This is a genomic window from Burkholderia sp. 572 (assembly GCF_040545135.1).
Taxonomy (GTDB): domain Bacteria; phylum Pseudomonadota; class Gammaproteobacteria; order Burkholderiales; family Burkholderiaceae; genus Burkholderia; species Burkholderia cepacia.
In genome coordinates this window covers 157,018-171,228 of sequence record NZ_JBEPLH010000007.1, presented here as the reverse complement: position 1 = coordinate 171,228, position 14,211 = coordinate 157,018, and the positions used below count along the sequence as shown (strand labels likewise).

At 67.4% G+C, this 14,211-nt stretch carries 13 protein-coding genes; 4 read left to right on the top strand and 9 right to left on the bottom strand.

Going from position 1 to position 14,211, the window contains the following annotated elements:
- The first annotated feature begins 273 nt into the window (after positions 1 to 273).
- On the top strand, positions 274 to 2,034 hold the full coding sequence (locus tag ABIC51_RS15435; protein ID WP_354006539.1) for a methyl-accepting chemotaxis protein: 1,761 nt from the start codon (positions 274 to 276) through the stop codon (positions 2,032 to 2,034).
- A 363-nt stretch (positions 2,035 to 2,397) separates the two neighbouring features.
- A complete protein-coding gene (locus ABIC51_RS15430; protein WP_060085638.1) occupies positions 2,398 to 3,546 on the top strand; it encodes a porin in 1,149 nt (382 codons plus the stop codon).
- Positions 3,547 to 3,587: 41 nt separating this feature from the next.
- Here ABIC51_RS15430 and ABIC51_RS15425 read toward each other — a convergent pair whose 3' ends face one another.
- The 8 genes from ABIC51_RS15425 to ABIC51_RS15390 all read right to left on the bottom strand — a co-directional run bounded on the left by ABIC51_RS15425 (position 3,588) and on the right by ABIC51_RS15390 (position 11,111).
- The gene (locus tag ABIC51_RS15425; RefSeq protein WP_124918256.1) at positions 3,588 to 4,481 is read right to left on the bottom strand and encodes an amino acid kinase family protein; all 894 of its coding nucleotides are present in this window, start codon (positions 4,479 to 4,481) and stop codon (positions 3,588 to 3,590) included.
- Positions 4,482 to 4,540: 59 nt separating this feature from the next.
- A complete protein-coding gene (locus ABIC51_RS15420; RefSeq protein WP_146252456.1) occupies positions 4,541 to 5,062 on the bottom strand; it encodes a PTS sugar transporter subunit IIA in 522 nt (173 codons plus the stop codon).
- 137 nt (positions 5,063 to 5,199) lie between these two features.
- A complete protein-coding gene (locus ABIC51_RS15415) occupies positions 5,200 to 5,418 on the bottom strand; it encodes a hypothetical protein (protein ID WP_021156746.1) in 219 nt (72 codons plus the stop codon).
- A gap of 47 nt (positions 5,419 to 5,465) precedes the next feature.
- Complete coding sequence (locus tag ABIC51_RS15410) at positions 5,466 to 5,837, bottom strand: DUF6697 family protein (RefSeq protein WP_059665016.1); 372 nt, start codon at positions 5,835 to 5,837, stop codon at positions 5,466 to 5,468.
- 426 nt (positions 5,838 to 6,263) lie between these two features.
- Positions 6,264 to 7,556, bottom strand: coding sequence for a hypothetical protein (locus ABIC51_RS15405; RefSeq protein WP_334053977.1), 1,293 nt, complete (start codon positions 7,554 to 7,556; stop codon positions 6,264 to 6,266).
- Between the two features lie 185 nt (positions 7,557 to 7,741).
- Entirely contained in the window at positions 7,742 to 9,382 is a 1,641-nt protein-coding gene (gene groL / locus ABIC51_RS15400) for a chaperonin GroEL (RefSeq protein WP_334053978.1), read from the bottom strand.
- A 12-nt stretch (positions 9,383 to 9,394) separates the two neighbouring features.
- Complete coding sequence (gene groES, locus ABIC51_RS15395; RefSeq protein WP_027790739.1) at positions 9,395 to 9,685, bottom strand: co-chaperone GroES; 291 nt, start codon at positions 9,683 to 9,685, stop codon at positions 9,395 to 9,397.
- Positions 9,686 to 9,827: 142 nt separating this feature from the next.
- Positions 9,828 to 11,111, bottom strand: coding sequence for a lipase family protein (locus tag ABIC51_RS15390; protein ID WP_354006538.1), 1,284 nt, complete (start codon positions 11,109 to 11,111; stop codon positions 9,828 to 9,830).
- 380 nt (positions 11,112 to 11,491) lie between these two features.
- Between ABIC51_RS15390 and ABIC51_RS15385 the strand changes: the two genes are divergently transcribed.
- Together ABIC51_RS15385 and ABIC51_RS15380 are read left to right on the top strand one after the other, a co-directional pair.
- Positions 11,492 to 12,172 carry a class II aldolase/adducin family protein gene (locus ABIC51_RS15385; RefSeq protein WP_027790741.1) on the top strand — a complete coding sequence of 227 codons (681 nt, stop codon included), beginning with the start codon at positions 11,492 to 11,494 and terminating at the stop codon, positions 12,170 to 12,172.
- A 130-nt stretch (positions 12,173 to 12,302) separates the two neighbouring features.
- The gene (locus ABIC51_RS15380) at positions 12,303 to 13,430 is read left to right on the top strand and encodes a sigma-54 interaction domain-containing protein (RefSeq protein WP_334053979.1); all 1,128 of its coding nucleotides are present in this window, start codon (positions 12,303 to 12,305) and stop codon (positions 13,428 to 13,430) included.
- On the opposite strand, the gene ABIC51_RS15375 is transcribed toward ABIC51_RS15380, so the two are convergent.
- Positions 13,421 to 14,209, bottom strand: coding sequence for an ABC transporter permease (locus tag ABIC51_RS15375; protein WP_027790743.1), 789 nt, complete (start codon positions 14,207 to 14,209; stop codon positions 13,421 to 13,423). The genes ABIC51_RS15380 and ABIC51_RS15375 overlap by 10 nt on opposite strands.
- Positions 14,210 to 14,211 lie beyond the last annotated feature (2 nt).

The following is a 14,211-nucleotide window of genomic DNA, read 5'->3' as shown; positions in this document are numbered from 1 at the left end:
AGTGGCGATCACGAAGTTCGGGCATGGCCCGGCCAGGCTGCGCAGCAGGACGCTGGCGGTTGATTGCTCGCCGAGCGGCTGAGGCATGATCGGCGCGCTTCGGGCAGGGCGGCTGAATGGTTTGACATCCAGATCAATCTGCGTGGAAGCTGGTACGCAGCGCGCACGGTCGAAAGCAGCCCGACGTGAGCGCAGGGGCGCATCGGCATGCCATCACGCGACACGTGCGCCCGCCAGCGCCCGGGCACCCGGATATTCATCGGATGATTCGGCGTGCAAGCGTTGCACACCTCGCTATCACGGACTCGCGCGGATCACAACTCGCCGCTTCCGGAAACGTCCGTTACGGATTCTGCGTTAATCCCGGCGTCACTTTGGTCGTTATCGGGAAGTCGACCTTGCACGTGCCGTACCCGACTGGTTTCACGCGCATGCGTCGCATGCACCGGCGGCGTGCTCAACGCTCTCCTGACCATGATCAAGAATTTCAGCATTCGCACCCGTCTGGCGCTGGCGATGGGTTTTCTCGGAGTATTGCTGGTTGTCGGCGGCATCATCGGCGTGGTCGGCATGGCAATCGGAAACAACGACGTGAAGACGCTCTATTCCGAACGGCTCGCTTCGTCGGAGGCGCTCGGGCAGGCGAATGTCGCGCTGTCGAGGACGCGCCTGTGGCTGTATCGCATCGCGCTCGATCCGGCCAGCGACGAAGTTCCGCAGGAAACCGGTGTGGCCCGCGACATGCTGGCCGCATCGAGGAAGGCATGGGACGCCTATCGTGCGCTGCCGTTCTCCGGCCCCGAAGAGGCTCGCCGCGCGGCCGACGCCGGCAGCAAGTTCAAGGCGCTGGTCGACAACGGGCTGGAGCCGATGTTCGAGGTCATAGCCACCCATGATGCGGCCAGAATTCCGGAAGTCTGGCGACGCATCCCGCCGTCGCTGTTCATCGACGCGTCCGACGCCATGGATGCGCTCGGACAGCTCCAGATCACGGCTTCGCGGGCGACGTTCGATGCCGCGCAGGCACGCTTCCACTGGTTCATCGCCATGGCGTTCGCCGGGAGCCTGGTCGCGCTCGGGGCGGCCACGCTGACATGGTGGTCGCTGCAACGGGCGATCGGCACGCCGCTGGCGAACGCACTGGGCCATTTCGGCGCCATCGCCGAAGGCGACCTGACGACCCGCGTGGAGATTCATTCGACTGACGAAATGGGGCAACTGCTGACCGGCTTGCAGACGATGCAGGGCGAACTGCTCCAGACGATCCGGGCGGTGCAGAACGGCTCGCACGCGATCGACGCCGCCGCTCGGGAGATCGCGGAAGGCAACATGGATCTGTCCCAACGGACCGAGGAGCAGGCCGCGTCGCTGGAGGAGACGGCCGCGTCCATGGAGCAGCTGACGTCGACGGTTCGCCAGAACGCCGAGAACGCGAAGCAGGCCAGCCAGGTGGTGAGCGACGCGGCGCTGCTGACCGAGCAGGGCAATCAGGCCGCGCAAGAGGTCGTCAGGACGATGCGGGGGCTGTCGGAATCGTCAGGCAAGATCGCCGAGATCATCACGGTGATCGAAGGCATCGCCTTCCAGACCAACATCCTGTCGTTGAACGCCGCGGTCGAAGCGGCCCGGGCCGGCGAACAGGGGCGCGGGTTCGCGGTCGTGGCGGGCGAAGTGCGCTCGCTGGCCCAGCGCAGTGCCGCGGCATCGCGTGAAATCAAGGAACTGATCACGGATTCGCTCAGGCGCGTCGACACCGGCGCACGGCAGGTCGATCGCGCGACGGGGACGATGACGGAAATACTGGCGTCGGTGCGACGGGTCGACGTACTGATGAGCGAGATTACCGCCGCGTCCGACGAGCAGTCGCGGGGCATCGAGCAAGTCAATCAGGCTGTCGCGCAGATGGATCAGGTGACGCAGCAGAATGCCGCGCTGGTGCAGCAGGCATCGGCAGCGGCGGCGGCGCTGAAAGCGCAGGCGGGGCAGCTGGAAGCGACGATCGCGGTATTCCGGATCGATGCCGCCCGAGCCTGATTCGACGCCGGAGCATCGGGTCGCGAAGGACGCACCGTGTCGGGATCGTTCCCGCTCTGCGCGCCGTGGCCATGTTCCGACAGCCGGGCATCGAACCATCGGTGCCGCGCTTCGACACGGTGCGATTCATTGGGGCGGAACGTGATTTGCCCGCCGTCCGGCAGGCCGCGACGGCGGATCTCGATCGCGCCGGGCCGCCGCATCGTGCACGACAGCGATTGTTGACGACGCTGGAAAGGTCCAATCCAGAAGCGGTAATAGGTGCCGCGAATATGGCCGATTATTCTCCCGTTCGCAGTAATGGCGTCCGTCCACGAATGCTATCGGACTGCTTACAAAATCAATTGCCCAGGGAGGCCTTTCATGAGACGCACCGTTGTCACCGGTTGTATCGGCGCCGCTTTCACCATGTCAGCATCGTGCACGTTCGCGCAGAGTTCGGTTACGTTGTATGGCCTCGTCGATACGGCGATCCGTTATCAGACGAATGCCGGCCCTGACGGCAAGGACCTGATCGGAATGACGGTCGGCCCGGAAACGCACAGCCGCTGGGGCTTGCGCGGCAGCGAGGATCTCGGCGGCGGGCTGTCGGCGATTTTCCGTCTCGAGAACGGTTTCGAGCTGGGCGACGGCAAGCTGCACGTCGCGAACACGCTGTTCAGCCGGCAGGCCTACGTGGGCCTGTCGAACAGCCGATATGGCACGCTGACGTTCGGTAACCAGTACGCGCCGCTGTACGACACGATGGGCGACGTATTCGATCCGATGACCGTCGGTGACTACTGGCAGGACAGCTGGGCGTACAACGGCATTGGCAACTACCTGACGGTGCCGAACTCGGTGAAGTACGCATTCACGTACAACGGGTTCAGCGTCGATGCGATCTACGGCTTCGGCAATCATGCCGGTGCGATGGGCCTCGACAGCACGTACGGCGTCGAGCTCACCTACGCGCAAGGGCCCGCGTCGATCAACGCAGGCTTCCAGCAGACCTCGGTATCGTCCGTGAACGGCAGTGCGACCAACGGCGCGAAGGTGAGCTTTCTGCACGTGAGCGGCGCGTATCAGGTTACGCCCTCCGTCCGCCTGCTGGCCGGCTGGCTGCACGGCCAGGACAAGACGGGCACGACCGACTTCAACATGCAGCAGGCCGGCGCACCGGCGTTGAGCGGCGGGAGCCCGAACCGCATCGACGACACGTTCTACGTCGGCGCCAACTGGCAGGCCACCGCGCCGCTGCTGATCACGGTGGCCGGTTATTACGGCCACGCACGCAACGCGCAGCGGCTCGACGGCACGCTCGGCTCGGGGATCAACTACTCGGCGACCGTGCTGGCCGAGTATGCGCTGTCCAAGCATACGGAGGTCTACGGCACGGTCGATTTCTCGCGCGGCAACGGTGCGTTCGCGGCCGACTATCCGGGTGCCACCAACCGGCTCACCGGCAAGGTCGACCAGATCGGCAGGACCAACAACGTCGGGGCTGCCGTCGGCCTGCGCCAGATGTTCTGACGGCACTGCGCACCACGCCTCGAGCGGTTCTGCTGCAAAATTCAGAACCGCACGACCTGCTTCTGCTCGACGTTGAAGCCGTCGCGCAGCACGCTCGCCGAATCCGCGAAGTAGCGGCGGGTTTCCGCCAGCAGGTCGGTGTTGCCGCGCCGGCAGAACACGACCCCCGATCCTTCCTCCGTCAGCAGTTCGTCGATCAGCGATTCGGGTTGCCCGATATCGGCGAGATGGACGTTCTGCACGCCGTGCGCGAGCGCATCGAGCGCTTCCCGCACGCAAGGCGCTGCGGTTGCGGCCGGATGCTCGGCCAGCCATTGCTCGAGTTCCGTGATGCCATAGAGCCCGGCGAGCTCGCCGAGTTCGCGCAGCAGCGCGCTGTCGACCATCATCACCAGCGTGACGGCGCCGGTGCGCTGCGCGAAGAGGCTGCCGAGCTGTTCCGCGCGCAGCAGGTGATCATGGCCTGCGTCGTCCGGGGCGACCGGCATCACGACGGGCACCAGCCCGTTCTCGAGCAACGCGTTCAGCGCCGTGCCGTCGAAGCGGGCGACCGCGCTCGTGTCGGTGCGGTCGGAATGGGCGCTCGCCACCAGCAGGCCGCCGTCGTGGCCGTCGATGCCGATCGCCTTGGCGCCGTGACCGCCGATCAGGCGCACCAGTTCATGATTGACGCCCGCCATCGCCGCATGAACGGCGTGGATCGATTGCGTACCGGATGCGGCCGGCACGCCCTGCACGACGATCGGGCGAACGCCGGTGAGTGCGAGCAGCGCGACATCCTGCGCGAATGCGTGGCGGGCGCGTGCGTCGCTCGCGGCGCCGCCTTCGACGATGACGACGGTCTGCCCGTGCAGGGCCTGCATGAACGGCAGCGAGCGCGCCAGGCCGGCTACGCGGCGCGACGTCGGGGTGGGACTTTCAGGGTCTGGGAACATGGGAATCCGAATGGATGAAGGGAGTGCGTGTTGCCGCACGACGCGGCATCACGACGGCATCAATACGTGCGTTGCATCAGTTGGTGAATCTCGTCGGGCGTCAGTGCGTCGCGCGACGACTGCCGGAACGGGCGTTCGCTGAAACAGCGCGCCGCGTCGGCGAGCAGTTCGAGGTGCGCGCGGTTGTCTTCCTGCGGCAGCACCAGCACGATGAATTCGCGCACGGGCTTGCGATCCGGTGCGTTGAAGGGGAACGGATACTGCGCGCGAACGAACAGCGCGATGGCCGAGCGGAGGCCGGTGACACGCGCATGCGGAATCGCGACGCCCTGGCCGAGGCCGGTCGAGCCGAGGTGCTCGCGCTTCGTCAGTTCGGTCCTGATCCGTTCCGCGGACACACCGCCGCTGCGCTCGATATAGCGCGCGACGAGGTCGAACAACTGGATCGCGCTTTCGACCGGTACGTCGAGCAGAATGTTGTCCGGCGGGCAGGCGTCGGCCAGCCGGGTCGCGAACGTTGCGCCGCCGCGTCGGTAGGGAAGGTCGGGTTGGCCGCCGGCGGCGGCCTGCTGCGTTTGCATGCGGATCTCTCCGTGTCGGGGTGACAGGGAAATCCTAGACAAAAGCGTGTAAAGACGGTGTCAGAGACGCGGGGGCGCCGCATTAAAATTTCGTATCGATTGCGCTGGCGCCCGCCGCGTGCCTGACAAGGACGTCGTCAGGTACCCGACAGCACGAACGGCAACGTCGTCAGCAAGAACACGGAAATGCCGACGACCGGCGCACCGAACGCGATCGCCGCAAATGCCACCGCGGCGCTCGTCAGCACCAGCGTCCTCGAGCGCACGCGGTGCCGGCCGAGCGCCGTCGCGCGATCGTCGCGGGCGGCATCGGGTCGTGTGCCGATCACGTGTTTCCAGAACGTCAGGCCAAGCATGATTGCTCCTTGATGAAAGGCGACCGGGAGGGCGTGCGCTGCGCGCGTCAGCAGCGCTTGAGCTTCAGCACGCGCGAGATCTGCCCGGACGTGAAGCCGCTGTTGCGCACGTAAGGCGCGCAGTCGAGCGGTGCGGTGAGCGATTCGCTGACGACGTACCGGCCGACGAAGCGGAATGCGTCTGTTTCCATCCTGATGAACACCGGAATCGCATCGCGTTGCGCGGCGAGCGTCCTGCCGGCCGCGCGCGCGGACGCGCTGCCGTCGCAGAGGATCACGTCGGGCGCATGCGGGTTGAGGTCCGTGCGCAGGCAGGCGGCCACGACCTTGCCGTTCTTCGTCGGCAGGAACGCCTGCTTGCTGCCGCCGCAGGCGGTGTGGATGAATTCGCGGGTGTACTGCTTGTCGATCTCGAACATGACCGGGCTCCGGTATCGGGAACTTCAGCGGGTTAAATCAGGGATGCAAAGCAATGTGACCGGATCGACATGCCGGATGCGGGCATGCCAGGCGATCGTTGCCGGGCTGGCGGATCGATGGCGCGACGTTGCGAGGGATGTTCCGCGGGAACACGCTTGCCCGCACGACGCGCGATCAACGCATCGACGTCGTGTTCAAGCGTGCACGGGAATGACTACGGCGCGCACCGTCCGCCTGCTGGCAGGACGGTGGCTCGGGAAAAAGAGAGACGCAGGCGTCCTGCCTGTCAGGCAGAAAAGCAACTCGGAGGGCGAGGACTTCGGATGCGCATGGTGCGTACTCGGTGATGGATGGCGAACACATTCTAGTGAACGCACGCGCGGCCGCAAGTAAAAAGGTCGTAAAGGTTGCGTGGCCGGTGCGTGCTACGTGCACTGCCAGAGGTGCGCGCTGGTGCGGCACGGCGCGCACCAGAACGTGTAGTTCGCGCCGCCGCTGCCCCACAGCCATTCGCCGCCGTCCGTTTGCGGAAAGTGGGAGTCGAGTTGCATGACGAATGACATCTTGCGGCCGCAATCCGGACAGTCGGGATACCACGCCGACTGTACCCACGACGGCGCGCCGCCGACACGGCTCAGGTTCTGCCGGCCGTTCGATTCGCCCCAGTCCTGCCGTGTCCAGCGTGCCGGTGCGGCGAAGAGCGCAACGTCGGCCTCCACGAACGCGGCCGCCGGATACTCGGGCTGGATCGCGATGTCGCGTTGCTGGGACGGGTGCGCGCAGGCGTTGCCTGCGTCGTCGTGCCGGTGGAACAGCGGGCCGTCGCTCTCCCAGCCGACGCACGACAGGCAGGTGTCGAACGATACGGGTGTCGCGCTGTCGATGCCGGCTGCCGCGGGTTGCGGTAGCATCAGCAACCGATGCAGCGGCTCGTGACACAGGCCGCATCGATGCGTCGACACGCCGCCGAAGCGCGCGCCCGATCGATGCGAATCGCGTGCGTGCCAGGTCGGGTGATGCGCGTCAATCTCGCGTTTCCACTTCGGCATCTCGCGGAGCCTCGGCGCACGCAGCGTCGGGCCGAAGTCGATGTGTAGCGGCGACTCGCCATGCAGCGCGCGCAACGTGTCGTGTTCCTGCGCATAGCCGGCAGACATGAGCCAGTTGGCGCACTTGCCCGGATCGTCGGAAAACAGCCGCGCCGCCGCGTCGCGAACGGCCGCGGGGTGTCGCGAATGAAGCAGCGCGACGGCGCGTTCGCGCATCGCGTCGTCGCCGGAGGGGGGCTCGGCAAGCCGGCCGCGCCATGCTTCGACCGTCGCCGGATCGAGCATCCGCCACGCGTTTTCCTCGTAGTACAGGTGCGGCGACCGCTTCGCGGTCACAACGTCGAGAAACACGTCCCAGTGACCGGCAAATACCTGCGGCGCCTGTATTGCCGCGCTCGACAACACGCTCGCGAGCCGCGTGTTCCATGCGCCGTCGCGGATGCGTTGCCACGCTGCGGCGGTGACGTTCGCGAAAGCGGTGTCGTCCATCAGGTCGAGTGCGGCGTCGAGGAAGGTCGCATGCGACAGCTCGCGATCGAACGAAGCGATCACGAGGTCGGCGAGTGCCGCCGGGTTGTCGCGCCGCAGCGCCAGCATTTGCGACATCGGATCGTTGCCGGTCCAGCCGAGGCGTTCGTAGTCGTCGAGAATGGTTTGTACGGTCGGCATGGCGTGGACGGCGGGGCGGCGGACGGGCGTTCATCTTACCCGAGCGTGCCGGCGGCCCGCCACGCCGCCCGTTTTTGCCAGTCCCATGCAAAAAACGCGTGACGACTTTCGTCGCCACGCGTTGCCTGCGTTTCGCTGTGCGTGCCGGTCGCGCATGCCGGCGAACCGGCATACGCGTCGGGTCATCAGAAATCGAAACCCGGCCCGCCCGCACCCGGGCCGCCCGGCGCAGCCGCCGGTGCCGCATCCTTCGGTGCTTCGAACACGGTGGCATCGGTCGTCAGCAGCAGCCCCGCGACCGACGCCGCGTTCTGCAGCGCCGTGCGCGTGACCTTGGTCGGATCGAGCACGCCCGACTCGACGAGGTCGCCGTATTCGCCCGTCTGCGCGTTGTACCCGAAGTTGCCCGAGCCGTCGGCCACCTTCGCGACGACGACGCTTGCTTCCTCGCCCGCGTTCGTGACGATCTGGCGCAGCGGTTCCTCGAGCGCGCGCAGCACGATCTTGATGCCCGCGTTCTGGTCGGCGTTCACGCCCTGCAGTTCGCGGATCGCCTGCCGCACGCGGATCAGCGCGACGCCGCCGCCCGGCACGATGCCTTCCTCGACGGCCGCGCGCGTGGCGTGCAGCGCGTCGTCGACGCGGTCCTTCTTCTCCTTCACTTCGATCTCGGTCGCACCGCCGACCTTGATCACTGCAACGCCGCCCGCGAGCTTCGCGACGCGTTCCTGCAGTTTCTCGCGGTCGTAGTCCGACGTCGCTTCCTCGATCTGCACGCGGATCTGCTTCACGCGCGCCTCGATGTTCTTCGTATCGCCCGCGCCGTCGATCACCGTCGTGTTTTCCTTGCCGACCTCGATGCGTTTCGCCTGGCCGAGTTCCGCCAGCGTCGCCTTCTCGAGCGTCAGGCCCGTTTCCTCGGCGATCACCTGGCCGCCGGTCAGGATCGCGATGTCTTCGAGCAGTGCCTTGCGGCGGTCGCCGAAGCCCGGCGCCTTCACGGCCACCGTCTTCAGGATGCCGCGGATGTTGTTGACGACCAGCGTCGCGAGCGCTTCGCCTTCGACGTCTTCCGCGATGATCAGCAGCGGCCGGCCCGATTTCGCGACCTGTTCGAGCACCGGCAGCAGGTCGCGGATGTTCGAGATCTTCTTGTCGTGCAGCAGGATGTACGGGCTTTCGATCTCGGCGATCTGCTTGTCGGGATTGTTGATGAAGTACGGCGACAGGTAGCCGCGATCGAACTGCAGCCCTTCGACGACATCGAGCTCGTCCGCGAGCGACTTGCCGTCCTCGACGGTGATCACGCCTTCCTTGCCGACGCGGTCGATCGCTTCCGCGATGCGCTGGCCGATCGATTCCTCGCCGTTCGCGGAGATCGTCGCGACCTGCGCGATTTCCTTGCTCGTGGTGGTCGGACGGCTGATCTTCTTCAGCTCGTCGACGGCCGCCGCGACGGCCTTGTCGATGCCGCGCTTCAGGTCGAGCGGATTGAGCCCGGCCGCGACGTACTTCTGGCCTTCGCGGACGATCGCCTGCGCCAGCACGGTGGCCGTCGTGGTGCCGTCGCCGGCCGCATCGCTGGTGCGCGACGCGACTTCCTTCACGAGCTGCGCGCCGATGTTCTGCAGCTTGTCCGCGAGTTCGATTTCCTTCGCGACCGACACGCCGTCCTTCGTGACGACCGGCGCGCCGAAGCTGCGTTCGAGCACGACGTTGCGGCCCTTCGGCCCGAGCGTGACCTTCACCGCGTTCGCGAGAATGTTCACGCCTTCGGTCAGCCTGGCCCGTGCGACGTCGCTGAAAATGATTTCCTTCGCTGCCATGATTGCGCTCCGTTACTGGTTGACGACTGCGACGATGTCTTCCTCGCGCAGCACGAGAAACTCGGTGCCGTCCAGCTTGACGGCCTGGCCCGCGTACTTGCCGAACAGCACGCGCTCGCCGACCTGCAGGTCGGGCACGATGCGCTGGCCGTCCGCATCCTTGCGGCCGGGGCCAACGGCGATCACTTCACCCTGGTCGGGTTTTTCCGCGGCGCTGTCGGGGATCACGATGCCCGACGCGGTGGTGGTTTCCTGGTCGAGTCGCTTCACGATCACGCGGTCGTGCAAGGGGCGTAGGCTCATAGGTTCGTCCTGTGCTGTTCTGTCGAGATTGGCTGGCACTCTTTGGAAGAGAGTGCTGACGAGTATAAAAATGCGCGGCGGCGCGATCCAATAACGGATTCGGAAATGCATTCGCGCCGGCGTGCAAAGCGCGCGGCGCGCGTTATCGCGACACGGCCTGCTGCGCGGCGGGCGTGCAGACCGGGTGGATCGTCTCGCCGGCAAGCACGCGCTTCACGAACGGAATCGAATCGGCGAGCGACGCGTTCACGGTGCCGTTGTGTTCGCGGCCCGCATACAGGTGTGCTTCGACGGTCGTGCCCGCCGCGCACGCGTCCTTCGCAAGCGCGAGTTCGAGCGGCGCGAGCCCGTCGTCCGCGCCCGCGCCGATGAAGACGGGTGTCGCGATCTTCAGCGTCGGGTACGTCAGGTACGCGTCCCACCACGCTTTCAGCCGTGCATCGCCGCCGGGCTTCACGGTGTTCGCATGCGTGAGGTGCGCGAGCGCCGCGTCGTCCTCGAGCGACGCGAGGCAACCGATGCGCGCCTGTTCGAGGATCGGCAACGCCTGGTCGGTCAGCACTTCGTCCGCGCGCAGCGACGGGTCGATCTGCTGGGCGGAGAGCATCGAGTAGAACTGATACGCGAGTGTCGGATCGACACGCTCGGGATCGCGCCGGTAGGCACTGTCGAACTTCGGCAGCGACGCGAGCGTGGCGGGCGATGCGTTGTAGATCGTCCCGGTGGCGACGGTCGCGCGGATCGCGAGTTCGGGCGCATACGCGGGCGCGTAGCCGGCCGCCGCGAACACGGCCGAGCCGCCTTGCGACTGGCCGACGAGCACGACCTCGTTCGCGAGACCCGGCACGCCGCCGAGTACCGCGCGCACGCTGTCGAGCAGCGTGTAGCTGTTCGAGCGGTTGTTGAGCTGCGGATTCGGGCCCGGCGTGCCGAGCCCCTGATAGTCGGTCGCGACGACGGCGAACCCCTGCTGAAGCCACGCGTTCAGGTAGCGCACGTCGCGATACGAGCAGCCGAACCACGACGGCGCGCAGATGTCGGCCATCCCGAACGTGCCGTGCGCCCACGCGACGATCGGCCAGCCGCCGGCGGGCGGCGTGCCGCGCGGCACGAACAGCGCACCCGACACGGCGATCGGCGTGTGACCGCCGACACCGTCGGTCGACGCATAGAGGATCCGCAACTGGCGCGCCGCGCTCGCGAGCCCGAGCGTCGCGGGCAGCGGCTCGGTGCGCAGCAGCGCGCCGGGCGTCGCCGGAATGTCGCGGTCCCACGTGTAGAACGCGGACACGCGGCCGTCGCCCTGCAGCGGGTCGGGCGCGGGAACGCGGCCGGGCGAAGCCGCGTGCGAGAGGAAAGACGATACGGCGAGCGCCGAAGCCAGCAGTGCGCGCGCGGCGCAGCCGCGCAGGGGGAGAAGCGTCATGGTCGGATGGAGGTCGATGAGATCGGATCGGAAGCGCCGGACGGTGCATGGCGCGGGCCGAGCACGACGCAAGTTTCGAACCAGCGCATCCGTTGCATGTGCGGCGCGCGGCGCGACGGGCCGTTGCGTCGTACCGCGTGTGCCGCACGCATGCGCCGGCTGCGCGTCGCGCAGCAATCCGGGCCGGCGGGCTGTTGCTCCCGCAACAAAGGCAGGTGCATGGATCGTGCCGCGGGCGTCGTGCATGACCGGCCCGCACCGCGGCGCGGGCGTTCGATGCGTGCGCGCCCGGCTGGCACGATTGCTGCTGATCCGGTCGGCGTGTGTCGCGACGTTGCGTTGCGATTCCCTCCGTCCACCCGATCAAGGAAACCATCCTCATGTCCGTTACCCCAACCATCGACAGCGGCGAACTCGTGGCATTCGTCGAGCGTGCCACGCGCGAATTCACGCAGGCCGCACGCGTGCTGAAGGACACGCGCACGCTGTCCGCGACCAACACGTTCCAGGCGTTCCAGCGCGTGCCGGGCACCGAGCTCGTCGTCGCGCTGTCGGCGCCGAGCCCGTGGGCCGCCTCGCAGGAAATCCAGCCGGTCGTCGTGACGTTCGACGGCGACGTGCTGCATGGCGACGCGCGCGCGGGCGGCAACGGGCCGCGTTACGCGGACGTGTTCCGCGAGGCGCCGGACGTCGGTGTCGTGATCCACGTGCACGGCCCGTATCTCGGCGCATGGGCGAGCGCGCATCGCCCGCTGCCGATCCGCTATGCGCCGGCCGCGCGCTACACGCGCGCCCGCGAGATTCCGGTGTACGTCGATCGTCGTCCCGGGGAGCCGCGTTTCATCGTCGACACGATCCGCCGCGACCCCGAGGTACCGGCGATCATCGAGGCGAACGGCGGCGCAACCTTCTGGGGAAAATCGATCCTCGACGTGTCGAAGTACATCCTGATCCTCGAGGAAGCCGCGTATTTCCAGGCGCTCGCGGAGCCGCTCGGCGGCTCGCTCGAGTTCGGGCCGGGCGCGCTCGAGCAGCAATGGAAGATGACCGGTCTCGCGTGACATCGCGTGAGCTCGCGCGGCGGCCGGCGCAATCCGGCCGCCGTCATACCGATAGCTCGATGAATTGGTTCATCCCCGGCGCGCGCCTTGCTATCGTCGGACCTTCCCCGTTCAATACGCCGGTCGTGCCATGGCCATCTTCAGTTTGCCGGACCCGAATTCGCATGCGATCACGATCCGTGCGAAGGCGCTGACGTTCGACGATCCCAAATCGCGGGTGCTGCTCGAGCGCATCCAGCTCGTCGCGCCGAGCGACGCGACCGTGCTCGTCACCGGCGAGAGCGGCACCGGCAAGGAGCTGATCGCGCGCCTCGTGCACTCGCTGAGCGAGCGCCATGACGGCCCGTTCGTGGCGGTCAACTGCGGCGCATTCTCCGAGACGCTGATCGAAAGCGAGCTGTTCGGCCACGAGCGCGGCGCGTTTACCGGCGCGATCAACAGCCAGCCCGGCTGGTTCGAATCCGCGAATCGCGGCACGCTGTTTCTGGACGAGGTGGGCGACCTGCCGCTGTCCGCGCAGGTCAAGCTGCTGCGTGTGCTGCAGGAGCGCGAAGTGACGCCGGTCGGCTCGCGCAAGACCGTGAAGATCGACGTGCGGCTCGTCGCGGCGACCAACGTGAATCTCGAAGCCGCGGTGCGCGCGGGCAATTTCCGCGAGGATCTTTACTACCGGCTCAACGTCGTGAAGCTGAGCCTGCTGCCGCTGCGCGAGCGCCTCGGCGACATCGCGCCGCTGATCGAACATTTCATCGACACCTATGCGAAGCGGCTGCGCGTCGCCGCGCCGACGCTCACGGACGCCGCGCGCGCACGGCTGCACGCGCACGCGTGGCCGGGCAATATCCGCGAACTCGAGAACGTGATCCACCACGCGGTGCTGATCTGTGCGGGTGGCGCGATCGATGTGGGCGACCTGCAGTTCTCCGCGCTGTCGCTCGCGCCCGATGCCGACGACCCGCGCGCCCCGGCGGTGGCACCGCCGCGCCGTGCGCGCGACGTGGCCGAGGCGACCGATGCGCTGCGCCATGCGGTGATCGAGCTGCTGGATCTCGGCACGCCGTCGCTCTGGCAGCACATCGAGGACACCGTCTACCGCAGCGTGTTCGACTACAGCGAGCACAACCAGTTGCGCATGTCGCGTCTGCTCGACCAGTCGCGCAACATCGTGCGTGCGCGGCTCGCGCAGCTCGGCATCCTGAAGCCGCGCGATGCGGGTGACGGAGGCGACGCCGACGCGCGGCTGCGCCGTCAGGCGTGATCGCGCCAGCGCAGCGCGCGCTGCGCGATCCGCTCGCATAGCGCACTCATGCCGACGGCGAGCGCCGTCACCCCGAGCACGCAGACCAGCAGCACGTCGGCGCGCGCACCGGCCTGCGCGTTCTGCATCAGGCTGCCGACCCCCGCGCCCGCGTTGAACAGCAGCTCGCTGCTGGTCGCGGTGATCCACGCGAACGGCACGGCTTGCAGCACGCCCGCGAACAGGTCGGGCAGCGCGCCGGGAATCAGCACGTCGCGCCACAGGCCGATACGCGTCAGGCGATATGACTGCGCGAGTTCGACGTAGCGCGGATCGACGCGGCGCAGCCCGTCGAAGCTGGCGGTGGTCATCGGGTAGAACGCGGCGAGGGCGATGATGAGCACCTTCGCGAATTCGCCGGTGCCGGCCCACAGGCTCAGCAGCGGAATCAGCCCGAGCAGCGGCACGTAGCGCAGTGCCTGGAACGCCGGCTCGCCGAGCTTGCGCGCGAGCGTCGAGCGCGCCATCGCCGCGCCGAATACAAGCCCGAACGCGACGCCGAAGCCCAACCCGAGCGTCGTGCGGCGCAGGCTCGCGCCGAGATCGGTCGCGAGTTCGCCGCTGCGGGCGAGTTCGACCAGCGCGGCGCCCACCTGCTGCAACGGCACGAACGCGTATTGATGGGCCGCGTCGCCGGACGACGCGAACTGCCATGCGGCCACCAGCAGGGCCGGCACGACGAAGCCGCGCGCGCGGCGGCGCAGCGGGGCGAGCGAGAGAGAGCGTATGGCGAGCGTCATTT

Coding starts and splice junctions, on each gene's coding strand:
- ABIC51_RS15425 (WP_124918256.1), bottom strand. CDS start 4,481: ATGTTCCCAGACCCTGAAAGTCCCACCCCGACGTCGCGCCGCGTAGCC.
- groES (WP_027790739.1), bottom strand. CDS start 9,685: ATGAGCCTACGCCCCTTGCACGACCGCGTGATCGTGAAGCGACTCGAC.
- ABIC51_RS15385 (WP_027790741.1), top strand. CDS start 11,492: ATGTCCGTTACCCCAACCATCGACAGCGGCGAACTCGTGGCATTCGTC.
- ABIC51_RS15405 (WP_334053977.1), bottom strand. CDS start 7,556: ATGCCGACCGTACAAACCATTCTCGACGACTACGAACGCCTCGGCTGG.
- ABIC51_RS15410 (WP_059665016.1), bottom strand. CDS start 5,837: ATGTTCGAGATCGACAAGCAGTACACCCGCGAATTCATCCACACCGCC.
- ABIC51_RS15390 (WP_354006538.1), bottom strand. CDS start 11,111: ATGACGCTTCTCCCCCTGCGCGGCTGCGCCGCGCGCGCACTGCTGGCT.
- ABIC51_RS15380 (WP_334053979.1), top strand. CDS start 12,303: ATGGCCATCTTCAGTTTGCCGGACCCGAATTCGCATGCGATCACGATC.
- ABIC51_RS15415 (WP_021156746.1), bottom strand. CDS start 5,418: ATGCTTGGCCTGACGTTCTGGAAACACGTGATCGGCACACGACCCGAT.
- ABIC51_RS15430 (WP_060085638.1), top strand. CDS start 2,398: ATGAGACGCACCGTTGTCACCGGTTGTATCGGCGCCGCTTTCACCATG.
- ABIC51_RS15420 (WP_146252456.1), bottom strand. CDS start 5,062: ATGCAAACGCAGCAGGCCGCCGCCGGCGGCCAACCCGACCTTCCCTAC.
- ABIC51_RS15375 (WP_027790743.1), bottom strand. CDS start 14,209: ATGACGCTCGCCATACGCTCTCTCTCGCTCGCCCCGCTGCGCCGCCGC.
- groL (WP_334053978.1), bottom strand. CDS start 9,382: ATGGCAGCGAAGGAAATCATTTTCAGCGACGTCGCACGGGCCAGGCTG.